The organism is Blastococcus sp. LR1 (genome assembly GCF_020166105.1).
GTDB lineage: Bacteria > Actinomycetota > Actinomycetes > Mycobacteriales > Geodermatophilaceae > Blastococcus.
Window position 1 is genome coordinate 874,759 of record NZ_JAIUJY010000001.1, and the last position, 15,176, is coordinate 889,934.

A 15,176-nucleotide genomic window follows, 5' to 3' on the forward strand; every position below is an offset into this window, starting at 1 on the left:
CAGCCGCAGGTCGGACCGGGGCGGACCGCTAGCCCGTCGTCAGCCGGCCGTCGGCTGTGGTGCCCCGGACCCGCTGGCCCGGCGTCGCCCAGACGTCGGCGAGCGTGACGGTGCGCAGGCCGCGCTCGGCGATGAGCTCGAGGAGCTCGCCGTAGACGGTGGTCACGGACGGCTGGTTGGCATGCCCGACGACGATCGTCTGGGGAGCGAACCAGCGCCGGGCGGCCGCCATCAGCTGCTCGGGCGTCAGCACCTGGAAGTCCTCGAGCGTGCCGTTCCACATCGCGATCGTCGGGTGTCCGAGGTCCGCGGCGATCCGGTCGGTGCGCTCGTCGTGCGCTCCGAACGGTGGCCGCAGGAACGGGCTGTCGCGCACGCCGAACACGTTGCTGAGGAACTCCTGGTTGCGTCGGATCTCCTCGGCCACCTCCCGGTCGCCCAGGGTGGTGAGGTCGGGGTGGGACCAGGTGTGGTTGCCCATCGCCACCTGCCCGGACTCGATCAGCGTGCGCAGCAGGGGCGCGTTCTCCTCCCAGCTGGCGTAGCGGCCGTTCGGGAAGAAGGTCAGCCGGACGCCGCTGTCCTGCGCGAACCGGGCGAACGCGCCCACGACCTCCGAGCTGGTGCCGTCGTCGATCGTGAGCGCCAGCCCCGTCCCCTCCCCCGGCAGCGCGTCGACGACGCCGACCGGAGGCGGCACCGGCACCAGACCGGGAACGCCGCGCGGCGCCACCGCCGCCAACGTGCTGGCGGGTACCGGCGGGCTCACAGGGGGCGGAGCGACGGCGTCTCCCAGCCCGGCCGCACCACGCGCGACCGCTGTTCCGGCCAGACCTGCGGCCAGCGCCAGCAGGAACCTTCGTCGTTCCATGCCGCGGAAGGTAGTGAGCGGCGCTCAGCATCCCGGGGAGGGCGCGGGCCGACGCGCCGGACCGGAACGTAGGGCGATCAGCCGACCACTCCGGGTGCCGTCAGGCGGTGTGCAGACCGGCTTCCTCGATCAGCCGCGCCTGCTCCCGGCACCACGGCGACCAGGCGTCGCCCTCCGTCTCCTGGCGACGGCGGAAAGCCGCCCAGTCCAGCAGCTCCCACTCCCACACCTCGGTCGGCTCGGGCGCGGGGGTCCCGGTGAACCGACCGACGTAGACCGGGCAGATCTCGTTCTCCACGACGCCGAGGAACTCCGCGCGGTAGCGGTAGCCGGGCAGCGCGGGCCGGATGCCGCTGACGCCGAGCCCGAGCTCGAAGCCCGCGCGCCGGGCGATCGCGTCGCCGTCGGCCTCGTCCGGGCCGGGGTGGCCGCAGACGGTGTTGGTCCACATGCCGGGGAAGGTCTGCTTGTCCTCCGCGCGGCGGGTGACCAGCAGGCGGCCTGCGTCGTCGAAGAGGTAGGCGGAGAAGGCCCGGTGCAGCGGCGTCTCGCCGTGGTGCACCTCCGGCTTGGGCATCGTGCCGATCGACCGGCCCTCGTCGTCGACCAGCACGATCAGCTCGAGGGAGGTCGCAGTCACCGGGCCATTGTGCGCTCTGCGGGTGTTCCTCGTGCTCCAGCGGCACTGCAGGACGCCGGAAGCGCGAGAAGAACCCGCAGAGCAGGCATGGATCCCCGCCCCCGGTGGGGACAGGGACCGATCGTGGACAGCTTCCGCCGAGACGGCATGACCTTCGACGTCCGCGACGCCGGGCCGACCGACGGCGAACCCGTCGTCCTCCTGCACGGCTTCCCGCAGGACTCCAGCGCCTGGGACCGGGTCGCCCCCGCGCTGCACCAGCACGGGCTGCGCACCCTCGCGCCCGACCAGCGCGGCTACTCCCCCATGGCCCGCCCGCGCGGCCGCTCGCACTACCGGCTCCGCGAGACGGCGCACGACGTGGTGGCGCTGCTCGACGCCGCCGGGCTGGAGTCCGCGCACGTCGTCGGTCACGACTGGGGCGGCATCGTGGGCTGGGCGCTCGGCGCCTGGCACCCCGACCGGGTGCGCACCCTCACCGCGATCTCCGTGCCGCACCCCGGCGCGATGACCCGCGCCATGGTGACCAGCGACCAGGGCCTGCGCTCCTACTACATGGGCCTCTTCCAGCTCCCGGTCGTACCGGAGCGGCTGCTGCTCGCCGGCGAGGGCGCCGCGCTGCGCCGGCTGCTCAGGCACGGCGGCCTGCCCGACGACGCCGTCGACCGCTACGTGCGCCGGATGCGGGAGCCGGGCGCGCTCTCGGCCGCCCTGGGCTGGTACCGCGCGCTGCCGTGGACCGGTCGCGACCCGGTCGGGAAGGTGCAGGTGCCGACCCTGCACATCTGGAGCACCGGCGACGCCTTCCTCGGCCGCAAGGCCACGGAGGACACCGAGCGCTTCGTCGACGCCTTCTACCGGCTGGAGGTGCTCGAGGACGTGACGCACTGGATCCCGGAGCTGGCCGCCGACCGGACCGCGGAGCTGATCACCGCCCACGTGCGCGCCTGATCCGAGCGGATTGGAAGACTGCCGCGCATGACGGAGTCCACGGCCCCGCTGACCCGCGCCGAGCGGCTGGACCGGCTGCCCTACACCCGCGAGCACGGCCGGCTGGTCGTCGGCTCGGGCATGGGCTGGGCGCTGGACGCCATGGACGTCGGGCTCATCTCCTTCGTCATGGCGGCGCTCGCGGGGCAGTGGGGGCTGTCGGCCACCGAGCTGTCCTGGATCGGCTCGATCGGCTTCGCCGGCATGGCCCTGGGCGCCACGCTCGGCGGGCTGCTGGCCGACCGGTTCGGCCGCCGCCAGGTCTTCGCCGTCACGCTGCTGGTCTTCGGCCTGGCCACCGGTGCGGCGGCGCTCTCCTGGTCGGTCGGCGCCCTGCTGGTCTTCCGCTTCCTGATCGGGCTGGGCCTGGGCGCCGAGCTGCCGGTGGCCTCGACACTGGTCAGCGAGTTCGCGCCAACCCGCATCCGCGGCCGGCTGGTCGTCCTGCTCGAGGCGTTCTGGGCGGTGGGCTGGACGCTCGCGGCGCTGATCGGCTACTTCGTCGTCCCGGCCAGTGACGACGGATGGCGCTGGGCGCTGGCCCTCGGTGCGGTGCCGGCGCTCTACGCCGTCGTCGTCCGCCGCGCGCTGCCGGAGTCCGTGCGGTTCCTGGAGCTGCGCGGCCGCACCGACGAGGCCGAGGCCGCGGTGCGCCGGTTCGAGTCCGCCGCCGGAGTCGCGCCGGTCGACTCGCCCCCCGCGAAGCCGGTCGCCTCCCCCGGCCCCCGCGCGCTGTGGGCGGCCGGCGTCCGCGGCCGCACTGTGGCGCTGTGGGGCGTCTGGTTCAGCATCAACTTCGCCTACTACGGCGCGTTCATCTGGCTGCCCACGCTGCTGTTCAACGACGGCTTCTCACTGGTCAAGTCCTTCGAGTACACGCTCTACATCACCCTGGCGCAGCTGCCGGGCTACGCGGCCGCTGCCTTCCTCATCGAGAAGTGGGGCCGCCGGCCGACGCTGGTGACCTTCCTGCTCGGCTCGGCCGCGGGTGCCGGGATGTTCGCCGCCGCGGACGGCGACACGGCGGTCCTGCTCACCGGCATGGTGCTGTCCTTCTTCAACCTCGGCGCGTGGGGTGCCCTCTACGCCGTGACGCCGGAGGTCTACCCGACGGCGCTGCGGGCGACCGGCGCAGGCGCGGCCGCGGGATTCGGACGGCTGGCCTCGATCCTCGCGCCGTTGTGCGTGCCCCTGCTGGTCGACGGGGGCGGCACCGGCCTGGTGTTCGCCGCCTTCGCCGCCTTCTTCGTCCTCGGCTCGATCGCCGCGCTCGGGCTGCCCGAACTGCGCGGCAAGGCCCTGGACGAGAGCACGCCGTCATCGTCCCCGGTTGGTGCGGAGAAGGCCGGGTAGCGGCAGGTCATGTCGAAGCTCTCCCCCGGTCAGCTCGCCGGGAAGACGATCGCCGTCACCGGAGCCAGCGGCAACGTCGGCACCGCACTGCTCCGCCGGCTGACCCGCGCGTCCGCCGGGGTGGGCGAGGTGCGCGGACTCTCGCGCCGCCGCCCGCCGTCGGTCGCGCCCTACGACGGCGTGCGCTGGCACCTGGCCGACCTCGGCGAGGCGGCGAGCGAGCGGGAGCTGGCCGAGTTCGTCGCCGGCGCCGACGTCGTCGTGCACCTGGCGTGGGCGCTCCAGCCGGGCCGGGACCCCGACCTGCTGCACGAGATCAACGTCGAGGGCACCCGCCGGGTGGCCCGGGCGGCGTCCGCCGCGGGCGTCGGGCAGTTCGTGCACATGAGCTCGATCGGCACCTACGCCGGCGGCGCGCGCGGGCACCGGGTCACCGAGGACTGGCCCACCACCGGCATTCCCAGCGCCCAGTACAGCCGTGACAAGTCCGCCGCCGAGCGGGTCGTCCGCGAGGTCTTCGGCCGGCACCGGGACACGACAGTGACCGTCGTCCGCCCGACACTGGTGCTCCAGCCCCAGGCCGGCAGCGAGATCGGCCGCTACTTCCTGGGTCCGCTGCTGTTCGGCGCGGCGCGGATGCTGCCCGGGGCGGTGGCGAAGCTGCTGCCTCTCCCGCTGCCCGCACTGGCGATCTCGTTCGTGCACGCCGACGACGTCGCCGACGCCATCGAGCGGATGATCGACCGCCGCGCGCCCGGCCCGTTCAACCTCGCCGCCGAGCCGCTGATGGACGCCGACGCGCTGGCGAAGGCGCTCGGAACGATGCGGGTGCCCACCCCCGCGTTCGCGCTGCGGGCGGGCCTCGCCGCCGCGCACGCCGCGCACGTGGTGCCCACCGAGCCCGGCTGGCTCGACATCGGCACCCAGGTGCCGGCGCTGGACACCAAGCGCGCCCGCAAGCTGCTGGACTGGGCGCCGTTCCACCGCGGCGACGACGTGCTGCGGCAGTTCGTCGCCGCCCTCGGCGCCGGCGCCGGCGCCCCCGGTCCGCTGTTCCGCCCCGCCGGCGGCCCGGTGCTCGACCCGGGCGGCGACCCGGCCAACGCACCGGGCCCGCGGGCGAACTGACTCAGCCGGGCGCGCTGCCCAGCAGGGTGCGGGTCATCGCGTTCCGGGTGTCCAGCAGCTCGTCGAGCGCCGCGGTCAGGTCCTCGGCCGACACCGCGAGCCCGATGCCGTCCGGGGTCCGCGTCGCGGCGACCAGCGCTGCACGGCGGAGCAGCTCCTTGAGGAACGACGCCGTCACCCCGTCGGTCCGGGCGAGCACCTCGTCCAGGCCGCTGGTGTCGACCTCCAGCGAGCCGCGGTAGAGGTCGAACAGCGCCCGGCGCGCCGCCGCGTCGGGCAGGGCCAGCGCGACCGCCTGGTCGACCCGGCCCGGGCGGGCGGCCAGCGCCGGTTCCAGCAGGTCGGCCCGGTTCGTGGTGAGCACGAAGACGACGTCGGCGTCCTCGGCCAGCCCGTCCATCTCGTTGAGCAGCTGGAACAGCAGCGGGTGCTCTCCCGGGTGCATGCCGCGGTCCTCGGCGATGAGGTCCACGTCCTCCACGACGAGCATCGCCGGCTGCAGCGTCCGCGCCACGGAGCAGGCCTCGGCGATCAGGTGCAGGGCGTTGCCGGTCAGCTGGATGACCGTGGTCTCGCGCAGGCTGCTGACCAGGTAGCGGACCGTGTGCGTCTTGCCGACCCCGGGCGGGCCGTACAGCAGGACCCCGCGCTTGAGGTGCTGCCCGGCGGCGAGCAGCCGCTCCTTGTGCCGGGCGACGTCCACCACCTGGCGCTGGATCTCCGCCAGGGTCTCCGCCGCCAGGATGAGCTGGTCGGCGCCCATCTGCGGGCGGCGGTGGAACTGCAGCAGCGTCTGGCCGTGCCCGAACACCTCCTGGCCGAACGAGAGCACCTGGCCGCGGAACACGTTGTGCTCGACGGCCGCCGCCCGGATCTCGCCGGCCGCCCGTGCGGCGCCCGCCGGGTCGGTGCCGACGAGCTGCACCGACACCTGGGGCATGCCCATGTCGGCCGACGACCCGCGCAGCAGCACGGTGACCCGGGAGCCGTCGGGCTCGGTGACGAGGTAGACCGCGCACCGCTGGCACGCCCGCATCTGGCCGTCCGGCCCGCTGGCCAGGTTCACCGTGGCCGGGTTGCCCGGGCGCAGCCCGTGGCGGAAGCGCTCGCCGTCCTGGTCGAGGAGCTCGCCGAGCCCGAAGACGGTGTGCTGGAAGCCCACCACGCCCACGATCTCGTGCGCCCGGCCGGGCACCGCCAGCCACGCGTCGAGACCGGCCTGCACGTTGACGTGCTCGTAGCCCGGCCAGGTCTCCTCGACCACGTCGAGCCCCTCGGCGGCCTCGCCCAGGTGCCCGGAGATCAGCCGGGAGAGCTGCGGTCGCTCCTCCGCACGCGCCGCGCCGACGAGCGCCCGCACGCCGCGCCGCGCCAGCCGGCCGACGTCGGCCAACTCCGGGCGCAGCAGGTCCCTGCTGCCGCCGACGGCGACGGCGTCACGGCCGTCGTCGTCGTCGTCGAAGGTCAGGCGCAGCTCCGAGCCGTACGCCGAGTCGTTCATCGATCCTCCGGTTGCCGTCGGTCGACGGACCGTAGCGGAACCGATGGGTGCCGTCCCCGGCTTTTCGCCCTGCGGCGTTCAGGTCTTCGAGGTCCAGGCGCCGACGGCCCGGCCGGTCCTCGCGAAGACCTCGCTCGCCCGCTCGGCGCGCAGCGCGATCAGCAACGCCTCCCCCTCGGCCAGCGTCGTCTCGGGGTCGTCCTCGGCCACCAGCCGGGCGGTCGCGGTGGCCCGCCGTCCCTCGACCGAGACGAGCTGTCCGGTGACCACCAGCGGAACGCCGAGGTGGACCGGCCGCCGGTAGGTGACGGTGAGCGTGGCGGTGAGGCCGCCGTGCCCGGCGGCGCGCGCGGACCGGGCCAGCACGTGGTCGAGCAGGGTGGCGGTCACGCCGCCGTGCACCAGCCCGGGCGGTCCCTCGTGCTGCTTGCCGACCGTCACGTGCCCGACGCACCGGCCCTCGGCCGGGAAGTCCTCGACCACCATCGGCGGCGCCACCGGGCTGCCCGGGCCGTAGACCGGGCTGTACCAGCGCTCGCCGGTCTCCGGGTCGTCGACGGCGGCGATCTCGTGCACCTCGCGCAGGTCGTCCGAGAGCAGCGCGGTCAGCTCGCGCGCAGCCCGCGTGGCCTCGGCCAGCCGCTCGATCGGCACCTCGGTGCGGACGGCGGCGCCGACCAGCTCGCGCAGCGCCTCCCCCAGCTCGCCGACGGCGTCGCGCCGGGCGGCCCGCTCCTCAGCCACGGGGCATGCCGGCCTCGCGCAGCAGCGCGCCGCCGATGATCACCCGCTGCACCTCGCTGGTGCCCTCGTAGAGCCGGTAGAGGCGCGCGTCGCGGTAGAAGCGCTCGACCGGCGTCGTCCGCAGGTAGCCCATGCCGCCGTGCACCTGCACCGCCTTGTCCGTGGCGCGGCCGACCATCTCGGTGCAGAAGAGCTTCGCCGACGACGGGCCGACCGAGGTGTCCTCACCCGAGTCGTAACGGGCGGCGACGTCGCGCACCATGCTGCGGCCGGCGAGCAGCTCGGTGTGCATGTCGGCGAGCATCGCCTGCACGAGCTGGAAGCGACCGATCGGCGCCCCGCCCTGCTTGGCGGTGGCGGCGTAGGCGACCGACTCGTCGAGCACCCGCTGGGCCATGCCGACGCAGAGCGCGGCGATGTGCAGTCGGCCGCGGGAGAGCACGGTGAGCGCCTTGGCGTAGCCGCGGCCCTCCTCGCCGATCAGCGCCTCAGCGGGCACCCGCACGTCGTCGAAGTACACCTCGGCGGTCCAGGCGCCGGCCTGGCCCATCTTCTTGTCCTTGGGACCGACCGTGACACCCGGCGTCGTGGTCTCGACGACGAAGCTGGAGATGCCTCGGCCGCCCTTCTCCTCCGGGTTGGTCCGGGCGAAGACGACGAAGAGGTCGGCCAGCGGTGCGTTGGTGATGTAGCGCTTGCTGCCGTTGAGAACCCAGGAGTCGCCGTCGCGCCGGGCGCTCGTGCGCAACGCGGAGGGGTCCGAGCCGGCCTCGGCCTCGGTGAGCGCGAAGGAGCCGATCAGCTTCCCGGCCGACAGCCCCGGCAGGTACTTCTGCTTCTGCGCCTCGTCTCCGAACCGGGCGATGACCTGGCCGGAGATGCCGTTGTTGGTGCCGAACAGCGAGCGGAAGGCCGGCGTCGTGTAGCCGAACTCCATCGCCAGCTCGACGTCCTCGCTCATCGTGACGCCGAGCCCGCCGTACTCCTCGGGCAGCGCGTAGCCGAACAGCCCCATCTCGGCGATCTGCGCGCGCAGCTCGTCGGGGATCCGGTCCTCGTCCTCGATCCGCTCCTCGAGGGGGACGACCTCCTCGCGCACGAGCTGACGAACGGCGTCCTTGATCTGGCGGAAGTCCTCGGCGTCCACGGGGCCATCGTGACGTGCGACTCAGCAGGGCATCGAGGCGGGGTCCGCCGGTGCCGAACCACACGAACTCGTGGCCATCAGCGATCGATGGCCACGAGTTCGTGTAGTTCGTGCGTTGGTGCGTTGGTGCGGGGCTTACGCGATTGCGTCCAGGCGGGCCATGTCCTCGGACGACAGCGTCAGCTTCGCCGCACCCAGGTTCTCGGTCAGGTGGTCGACCGACTTGGTGCCCGGAATGGGGAGGATCACCGGCGACTTCTGCAGCAGCCAGGCCAGCGCGACCTGCGACGGCGTGGCGTCGAGCTCGCGGGCGATGTCGGCGACCGGGCTGTCGGGCGCGGCCAGGTTGCCGGTGGCGATCGGGAACCACGGGATGAAGGCGATGCCCTCGGCGGTGGCGTAGTCCAGGACGTCCTGGCTCTGCCGCGTGGTCAGGTTGTAGAGGTTCTGCACGCTGACGATCTCGGTGATCTCGCGGGCGGCCTTCAGCTCCTCGACCGAGACCTCGGAGACGCCGATGTGGCGGACCTTGCCCTGCTCCTTGAGCTCGGCGAAGGCACCGAGCTGGTCGGCCAGCGGGACCTCGGGGTCGATGCGGTGGAGCTGGATGAGGTCGATGCGGTCGACCTTGAGGTGCCGCAGGGAGAGCTCGACCTGCTGCTTGAGGTAGGCCGGCCGACCGACCGGCGTCCAGACGTCGGGGCCCTGCCGGGTCAGCCCGGCCTTGGTCGCGATGACCAGGTTCTCCGGGTACGGGTGGATCGCCTCGGCGATGATCTGCTCGCTGATCTCGGGGCCGTAGGAGTCGGCGGTGTCGATGAAGTCGACGCCCTGCTCGATCGCGGCCTTCACGACGCGGACGGCGGCGGCGCGGTCGGCCGGCTCGCCCCAGACACCCTTGCCGGGGAGCTGCATGGCGCCGTAGCCGAGGCGGTGCACGGGGAGGTCCCCACCGATGCTGAACGTGTCGCTGATCTGTGCGGTGGTCATGTGAAGGGCCAGCACAGGATGACGCGCATGTGTTCCCTCAGGCGTGTTCGATGGCGGCATGGGCGAACTGGTGGTCGTGCGGCACGGGCAGACCGAGTGGAGCAGGTCGGGGCAGCACACCGGGACCACGGACCTGCCGCTGCTCCCCGAGGGCGAGGACCAGGCGCGGTCGCTGCGGGACGCGATGGCCGCCCGGGAGTTCGTCGAGGTGCGGATCAGTCCGCTCCAGCGGGCCCGGCGGACGGCGGAGCTCGCCGGGCTGCCCACCACCGAGCTCGACGGCGACCTGGTGGAGCTCGACTACGGCGGCTACGAGGGCCGCACCACCGCCGAGATCAGCGAGGAGCTGGGCCGGGAGTGGTCCATCTGGCGCGACGGCACCGTGGACGCCGAGCAGCCCGGTGAGTCGCTGGCCGACGTCGGCGTGCGGGTCGACCGGGTGCTCGACCGCGCCCGCGCCCGGCTGGACGACGGCGACGTCGCCCTCGTCGCGCACGGGCACGTGCTGCGCGTGCTGACCGCTCGCTGGCTCGGCCTGGAGCCGGAAGCCGGGGCGCTGTTCGCGCTGCCCGCCGGCCGCTACGGCGTCCTCGGGCACGAGCACGCACGGCCGGTGCTCATCGGCTGGGCGCTGGGCTGACGCGCGGTCAGCGCGTTCGTTCCACCGGCTGCCAGCGGTCCTCGGGCTCCTCGACCGGCAGCTCGGGCCGCACCGGCCGCCCGAACAGCCAGCCCTGACCCATGTCCACGCCCAGCGCGGTCATCTCCTCGGCCAGCTGCTCGGTCTCGATGCCCTCCGCGACGACGACGGCGCCGAGTGAGTGCGCCAGGTCGGTGACCGCCTTGAGCACCGTGCGGGCGCCGTCGTCGGGCAGCTCCTGCACCAGGCCCTTGTCGAGCTTGACCACCTCGGGCTTCACGGCGGCCAGCAGCGAGAGGCTCGACCAGCCGGAGCCGACGTCGTCGAGCGCCACCCGCCAGCCCAGCGAGCGGTAGTGCTCGAGCACCGAGACGAGGTGCCCGCGGTCGGCGATGGCGTGCGACTCCACGACCTCGAACACCAACTGGTTCGGAGGGATCCCGACGTCGTGCGCCACCCGTTCGGTGCTGGCCAGGCAGACCTGCGGACGGTAGATCGACGTCGGGTTGAAGTTGACGAACAGGTCATCGGTGCCCAGCCACGGCATCGCGCCGGCGATGGCCGACTCTCGGCCGATGCGGTCCAGGCGGTGCAGCCAGCCGGCGGACTCGGCGACGAAGAACAGGTCGCCGCCTCCCACCTCCCGCCCGTCGACCAGCCCGCGCAGCAACGCCTCGTGGGCGACGACGGACCGGTCGGCCAGCGAGACGATCGGCTGGTAGACCGACCAGAACTCCGCCTCGGCGAGGACGCCGACCTCCACGGTGACCCCGCGCCGGGCCAGCTCGACGGCGAGGGTGGGCGCGGTCAGCAGGCGGGCGGTGAAGGCGGCGTCGTCGTCCGGCGGATCGGTGGCCACCCGGACGGCCTCGGTCTCGGCAGCGGTCAGCTCCCGGGCCAGCCGCTGGAACAGCCTCTCCAGCCCGCGCCCGCGCTTGTCCTGGTCCACGACGTCGAGCAGCTGCGGCGAGGCGTGCACGGTCAGGCCCAGCGCCTTCGCGGTCCGCGACACGTGCGGCAGGACGTGCCCGATCGAGGTGGCCAGCAGCACGCGGCTCGCGCGGCCGGGCACCTCCCAGTGCTGGCGGCAGCCACAGACTCCACCGCAGATGGTCCCCACAGTGAGAGAGTGACCCACCCCGTCAAGCGGTGGGTCGAGGCGCGCGCTGCTCGTAGCGATCCACTTCCGGGGGTACTCGCGGGGTATGTGCAGCATCCCTACAACTTGAATGTCTAAGGTTTGGACATGGCCGCTCTCCCCACCGCTGAAGAAGCCCGACCCAGTCGCGGCGGCCGACCGCGCGACCCCAGCCGCGACGGCGTCATCCGCGCCGCGATCCTGCAGCTGCTGGCCGACGTGGGTTACGGCGCCCTGACCATGGACGCGGTCGCAGCCGAGGCCGGCGTCGGCAAGGCCACGATCTACCGACGGTGGCGGACGAAGGAAGACCTCGTCGTCGACACGATCTCCGACCTGAACCGCGCCGAGGCCCAGACCCCCGACACCGGCTCCCTCGAGGGCGACCTCCGCGAGCTGCTGCGCACGCTGGTCGGCGTCGTGAACGGCCCGACCGGCGCGGCGACGCTGTCGCTGCTCTCCACGGTGCCGCGCCAGCCGGCGCTGGCCGAGGCGTTCCACAACGGCCCGCTCGCGGTGTGGCAGCAGTCGTTCGAGGCGGTGTTCGACAAGGCCGAGGCCCGCGGAGAGGTCTCCGCCGCGTTCCGCGGGTCGGTTGCCGCCGAGAGCGTCAGCGCCCTGCTGGTGCAGCGCTGGCTGCTCACCGGCCGCCAGGTCGACGAGGCCTACGCCGACCAGGTCCTCGACACGGTCATCCTGCCGCTGATCCGGGCCGCTGCCTGACGGCTCTCCATCCGACGGCGAAGGCCGGTCCACCCCGCGGGGTGGACCGGCCTTCGTTCTGTCCGGCAGGTGCGGTCAGCGCTTGCGGTGTCGGACCTTCTGGACGACGACGAACGTGACGAGCAGGCCGACCGCGCCGACGGTCGCCTGACCGGCCGGGGTCTGCAGGAACCGCTGCACGGCATCCTTGCCCTTGGTCTTGAGGCGGGTCGGGCTGGTCCGGAAGGCGATCTGGTCCAGCGTGGCGGCCAGCGACTCGCGGGCCGAGTCGATCTCCAGCTGAATCTGTCGTGGGTCGCGAGGCACGGCGACAGCCTGCCAGACGCCGCCCCGGTCAGCGCGCCGACCGTCCCGCGGAGCACCCGGCCGGGCTACTCCTAGACTCGGCGGCCACGCGGGAGTGGTGTAACGGCAGCCACGCCAGACTTAGGATCTGGTGCCTTCGGGCGTGCGGGTTCGACTCCCGCCTCCCGCACGCCGGCTCATGCCGAGCCGTTCGGGGTTCCCGTGGTGCCCTCCGGCGCACCGGTCACCAGCCGCGGGTGCCCGGCTCCCCCTTGAACGGGCCGACGACCTCGGAGGTGATCCAGCCGCCGTAGAAGTCACCGGCCTGGGCGCGCACCGGCTCCCCGTCGACCGTCGCCAGGTCGAGCCTGCTGGGGTAGAAGGCGACCGCGCCGCGAAGGTGCTCGTAGCCCGCGGTCGGCTGCTCGTAGGACCAGCCCACCGAGGGGTGCCGGACGCCGTCGACGACGGCGTCCCAGTAGGTCGCCGCACCTTTCCACTCGCACCACGAACTGCCCGCGCCCTGCTCAAGGACACCGGGGACGACATCGCCGACCGGCACGTAGTAGACCGGCGGGTGGCTGGTCTCGCACACCCGGATGGCGCGGTCGGTGCTGGCGATCACCCGCCCCCCGAGCTCGACCAGCACGCGGCGGCCGTCGATCTCCGCCGACGGCGGCCGCGGGTAGTTCCACACGGACTCCTGGCCTGGGCCTACCGGGTCGGGGCGGGGTGCACGCATGCGTCGAGTGTGCGCCTCGCGGCTCCGTCGCCTCATCGACGACGTCCGTGCCCTGTGCGGTCGAGGGGCACGACCGGCCCGCGGTGCATCTGTGGGTCTGATCCCTCCGCACGTGTGGGCCAAGCTCCCCGACCGGGTGACCGCAGCGCCGGCCGGGGCCGCGGTGCCGCAGGATCGCCGGCTTGAACGCCTGGTTGCTGCGCGCCCCCCGGTGGAAGATCGCCACCCTCATGGGGGTCGTGCTCGCCCCCTTGGCGGTGCTCTTCTTCGGGCTCACCGGGGATCGCAGCTGGGCCACCGCGTGCGTCATGGGCATCGCCCTCGCGGCGGTGTGCGCCCCCGTGCTCGGCCTCGCGACCGCCCGCACCATCCAGGACGCGTCGCCGGGCTTGGAGGGGCTGCCCGGGCACGCTCGTGCCCGGGTGGAGCTGGCCGCCCGCCGCGGTCCGGTCCCGGCGGATACCGAGGAGCGGCGGGCAGCGCTGCGGCTCGTGGAGGACCGGCTGAGCGTCGTGCGGGCGACCCGGACCCGCGCCGGCGCCTTCTGCGCTGCCCTGGTGCTCGTCAGCGGGCTCCTCGCCCTCGCCCGCTCACCCTGGTGGTGGATCGCCGTGGCCGCTGGCCTGGCCATGACCGTTGCGGTCGTCGTCGGCCCGCGGCGGCTCGACCGGCGAGCCGAGCTGCTGCGGGAGCCCTAGGAGGTCACGGGCAGGGCCGCCAGTCGTCGCCCTCCTCGACCAGGGGCAGCGAGACGTCCTGCTCCATCCCGCCGTCGGTCTCGAAGCTGACGGTCGCGTCACCGGCCGTCGTCCCGTTCGACCAGCGCACGCTGACGCTCAGGACGTAGTAGCCGGTCAGCGGCGGGGCCCCGAAGCTCGCGGCGAGGTCCTCGGCCGTGTACTCGTCAGCGCTCTTCTCGCAGAGCAGACCGTGCGCGTCGTCCCAGCGCTGCTCCACCAGCGCGGTGGCGTAGGCGTCGACCGCCTGCTGCGCGGGCCGGACATCCTCCGAGAAGCCCCTCACGGCGAAGAAGCCCAGCGTCCCGATGATCAGGAGCGCGAGGAGACCGATCGGGAGTGCCACGGTCAGCCAGCGCGACCGACGACGCGTCGTCTGCGGCGGTGTCCATGGCTGCGCGTGCTGCTCCGGACCACTCACTGCCGGCCCTCCCTCGGTTCGGTGGCCGTGACCGTATCCACCGGCGGCCGCTGGTTCCGGGCAGCACGCGGCGGGGACCACCCGATCGGGCGGACCGGCCGGGCCGGCGTTGGGCCGTGATCCGCGAGTTCGACTGGCGCGACCACGCCGCCGGGCTCGCCTTCTGGGAGCGCCTCGGCTACCTGGCGATGCCCGACGTGCTCTGCTCCAAGCCGCTCTGGTCCAGCTCCACCCGCAGGTCCAGCTCGGCCGACGGCCTGGCGGTGTCGTCGTCGTCCACCACGGCCAGCAGCCGGATCGTTCCGCCCTCGACGCCGCGCAGCGCCAGCCCCTCGACCTTGTGCACGTGCCCGTCGACCTCGGGGATCGGCGCGACCGCCAGCACCCGCTCGCCGTCCAGCAGCGCGATCGCCGTGGCGACCACCGGGCCGTCGTCGACGGCGTTGGGGGTGTCCTCGGCGGCGGCGCTGAGCAGCACACGCCCGTCGGGCAGCGCGATCGCGTCGGTGACCGCGAGCCCCACCCCCTCCACCTGGCCGAGCTCGTACTCCAGCGGCCGTTCCACCGTCACCTCGCCGGCCTCGCCCCGGCCGAGGACGGCGGCGACGAGCCCCTCGAGCGGTACGTCGACGCTCGCCGACCGGACGCCGGCCATGAGGTTGCCGCGGTTGAACCAGCGGATCGTGTCGCCGTGGCGGCTGGCGCCCTCCAGGTTGACGGAGTCCATCGGCAGGCCGAGACGGTCGGCCACCCGCGCGTAGAGCGGTCCGAGCTCGGCAGCGGCGACCACGGGCACGCCGTCGACCAGCCGCACCAGGACGCCGCGCATCCGCCGCGGCGAGGAGCCCGAGCCCAGCAGCAGCACGGCCGGCTCGCCGTCCACCTCCGCGGGACAGGCGACCTCCAGGTCCGGCTTGAGGTGCTTGGTCCCGGCGGCCTCGCTGAACGTGTCGTGGCCCTCCACGGCAGGCAGCACCCGCACCGGCGTGACGCCGCCGTGGCGGCGCCAGGCGGCGATCACCGAGTCGTCCTGGGCGATCAGCCACCCGTCGCCCAGCGGCGCCACCCCGGAAGCCGCCGTCACCGGCGTCCCGTCGTCGAACCTCAGCTGCCTGGCAGCGTCCAC

At 73.7% G+C, this 15,176-nt stretch carries 17 protein-coding genes and 1 tRNA gene; 7 read left to right on the forward strand and 11 right to left on the reverse strand.

Annotation, left to right across the window (positions count from 1 at the left end; all coding sequences use genetic code 11):
* Positions 1 to 28: 28 nt before the first annotated feature.
* The gene (locus tag LBW97_RS04340) at positions 29 to 871 is read right to left on the reverse strand and encodes a polysaccharide deacetylase family protein (protein WP_224498166.1); all 843 of its coding nucleotides are present in this window, start codon (positions 869 to 871) and stop codon (positions 29 to 31) included.
* A gap of 100 nt (positions 872 to 971) precedes the next feature.
* Positions 972 to 1,511, reverse strand: a complete 540-nt coding sequence (gene idi, locus LBW97_RS04345; protein WP_224498167.1) for an isopentenyl-diphosphate Delta-isomerase — start codon at positions 1,509 to 1,511, stop codon at positions 972 to 974.
* A gap of 123 nt (positions 1,512 to 1,634) precedes the next feature.
* Between idi and LBW97_RS04350 the strand changes: the two genes are divergently transcribed.
* Genes LBW97_RS04350 through LBW97_RS04360 form a run of 3 tightly spaced genes read left to right on the forward strand, consistent with a single transcriptional unit; the run spans position 1,635 to position 4,982 of the window.
* On the forward strand, positions 1,635 to 2,462 hold the full coding sequence (locus LBW97_RS04350) for an alpha/beta fold hydrolase (protein ID WP_224498168.1): 828 nt from the start codon (positions 1,635 to 1,637) through the stop codon (positions 2,460 to 2,462).
* 27 nt (positions 2,463 to 2,489) lie between these two features.
* Complete coding sequence (locus LBW97_RS04355) at positions 2,490 to 3,854, forward strand: MFS transporter (RefSeq protein ID WP_224498169.1); 1,365 nt, start codon at positions 2,490 to 2,492, stop codon at positions 3,852 to 3,854.
* Between the two features lie 9 nt (positions 3,855 to 3,863).
* Positions 3,864 to 4,982, forward strand: coding sequence for an NAD-dependent epimerase/dehydratase family protein (locus LBW97_RS04360; protein WP_224498170.1), 1,119 nt, complete (start codon positions 3,864 to 3,866; stop codon positions 4,980 to 4,982).
* Between the two features lies 1 nt (position 4,983).
* Here the strand turns inward: LBW97_RS04360 and LBW97_RS04365 are convergent, their stop codons facing one another.
* From LBW97_RS04365 to LBW97_RS04380, 4 genes are all read right to left on the reverse strand, one after another.
* The gene (locus tag LBW97_RS04365) at positions 4,984 to 6,483 is read right to left on the reverse strand and encodes an ATP-binding protein (RefSeq protein WP_224498171.1); all 1,500 of its coding nucleotides are present in this window, start codon (positions 6,481 to 6,483) and stop codon (positions 4,984 to 4,986) included.
* 78 nt (positions 6,484 to 6,561) lie between these two features.
* The gene (locus LBW97_RS20330; RefSeq protein WP_224498172.1) at positions 6,562 to 7,227 is read right to left on the reverse strand and encodes a PaaI family thioesterase; all 666 of its coding nucleotides are present in this window, start codon (positions 7,225 to 7,227) and stop codon (positions 6,562 to 6,564) included.
* On the reverse strand, positions 7,220 to 8,374 hold the full coding sequence (locus LBW97_RS04375; RefSeq protein ID WP_224498173.1) for an acyl-CoA dehydrogenase family protein: 1,155 nt from the start codon (positions 8,372 to 8,374) through the stop codon (positions 7,220 to 7,222). The genes LBW97_RS20330 and LBW97_RS04375 overlap by 8 nt, the downstream gene beginning before the upstream one ends.
* A gap of 135 nt (positions 8,375 to 8,509) precedes the next feature.
* Complete coding sequence (locus LBW97_RS04380; protein ID WP_224498174.1) at positions 8,510 to 9,364, reverse strand: aldo/keto reductase; 855 nt, start codon at positions 9,362 to 9,364, stop codon at positions 8,510 to 8,512.
* A 58-nt stretch (positions 9,365 to 9,422) separates the two neighbouring features.
* Here LBW97_RS04380 and LBW97_RS04385 point away from each other — a divergent pair, with 58 nt between their 5' ends.
* Positions 9,423 to 10,004, forward strand: coding sequence for a histidine phosphatase family protein (locus LBW97_RS04385; protein ID WP_224498175.1), 582 nt, complete (start codon positions 9,423 to 9,425; stop codon positions 10,002 to 10,004).
* A 7-nt stretch (positions 10,005 to 10,011) separates the two neighbouring features.
* Here the strand turns inward: LBW97_RS04385 and LBW97_RS04390 are convergent, their stop codons facing one another.
* A complete protein-coding gene (locus LBW97_RS04390; protein WP_224498176.1) occupies positions 10,012 to 11,076 on the reverse strand; it encodes an EAL domain-containing protein in 1,065 nt (354 codons plus the stop codon).
* Positions 11,077 to 11,250: 174 nt separating this feature from the next.
* Here LBW97_RS04390 and LBW97_RS04395 point away from each other — a divergent pair, with 174 nt between their 5' ends.
* Positions 11,251 to 11,865, forward strand: a complete 615-nt coding sequence (locus tag LBW97_RS04395; protein ID WP_224498177.1) for a TetR/AcrR family transcriptional regulator — start codon at positions 11,251 to 11,253, stop codon at positions 11,863 to 11,865.
* A gap of 75 nt (positions 11,866 to 11,940) precedes the next feature.
* On the opposite strand, the gene LBW97_RS04400 is transcribed toward LBW97_RS04395, so the two are convergent.
* The gene (locus LBW97_RS04400; protein WP_224498178.1) at positions 11,941 to 12,171 is read right to left on the reverse strand and encodes a DUF3618 domain-containing protein; all 231 of its coding nucleotides are present in this window, start codon (positions 12,169 to 12,171) and stop codon (positions 11,941 to 11,943) included.
* 88 nt (positions 12,172 to 12,259) lie between these two features.
* On the opposite strand from LBW97_RS04400, the gene LBW97_RS04405 reads away from it, so the two are divergent.
* A tRNA-Leu gene (locus tag LBW97_RS04405) sits at positions 12,260 to 12,340 on the forward strand.
* A gap of 54 nt (positions 12,341 to 12,394) precedes the next feature.
* Here the strand turns inward: LBW97_RS04405 and LBW97_RS04410 are convergent.
* Positions 12,395 to 12,892: a DUF427 domain-containing protein gene (locus LBW97_RS04410; RefSeq protein WP_224498179.1), complete on the reverse strand. Its 498-nt coding sequence runs from the start codon at positions 12,890 to 12,892 to the stop codon at positions 12,395 to 12,397.
* A 182-nt stretch (positions 12,893 to 13,074) separates the two neighbouring features.
* Between LBW97_RS04410 and LBW97_RS04415 the strand changes: the two genes are divergently transcribed.
* A complete protein-coding gene (locus tag LBW97_RS04415) occupies positions 13,075 to 13,590 on the forward strand; it encodes a hypothetical protein (RefSeq protein WP_224498180.1) in 516 nt (171 codons plus the stop codon).
* A gap of 4 nt (positions 13,591 to 13,594) precedes the next feature.
* Here LBW97_RS04415 and LBW97_RS04420 read toward each other — a convergent pair whose 3' ends face one another.
* Together LBW97_RS04420 and LBW97_RS04425 are read right to left on the reverse strand one after the other, a co-directional pair.
* The gene (locus LBW97_RS04420) at positions 13,595 to 14,050 is read right to left on the reverse strand and encodes a hypothetical protein (protein WP_224498181.1); all 456 of its coding nucleotides are present in this window, start codon (positions 14,048 to 14,050) and stop codon (positions 13,595 to 13,597) included.
* 178 nt (positions 14,051 to 14,228) lie between these two features.
* On the reverse strand, positions 14,229 to 15,176 hold the full coding sequence (locus LBW97_RS04425; protein WP_224498182.1) for a hypothetical protein: 948 nt from the start codon (positions 15,174 to 15,176) through the stop codon (positions 14,229 to 14,231).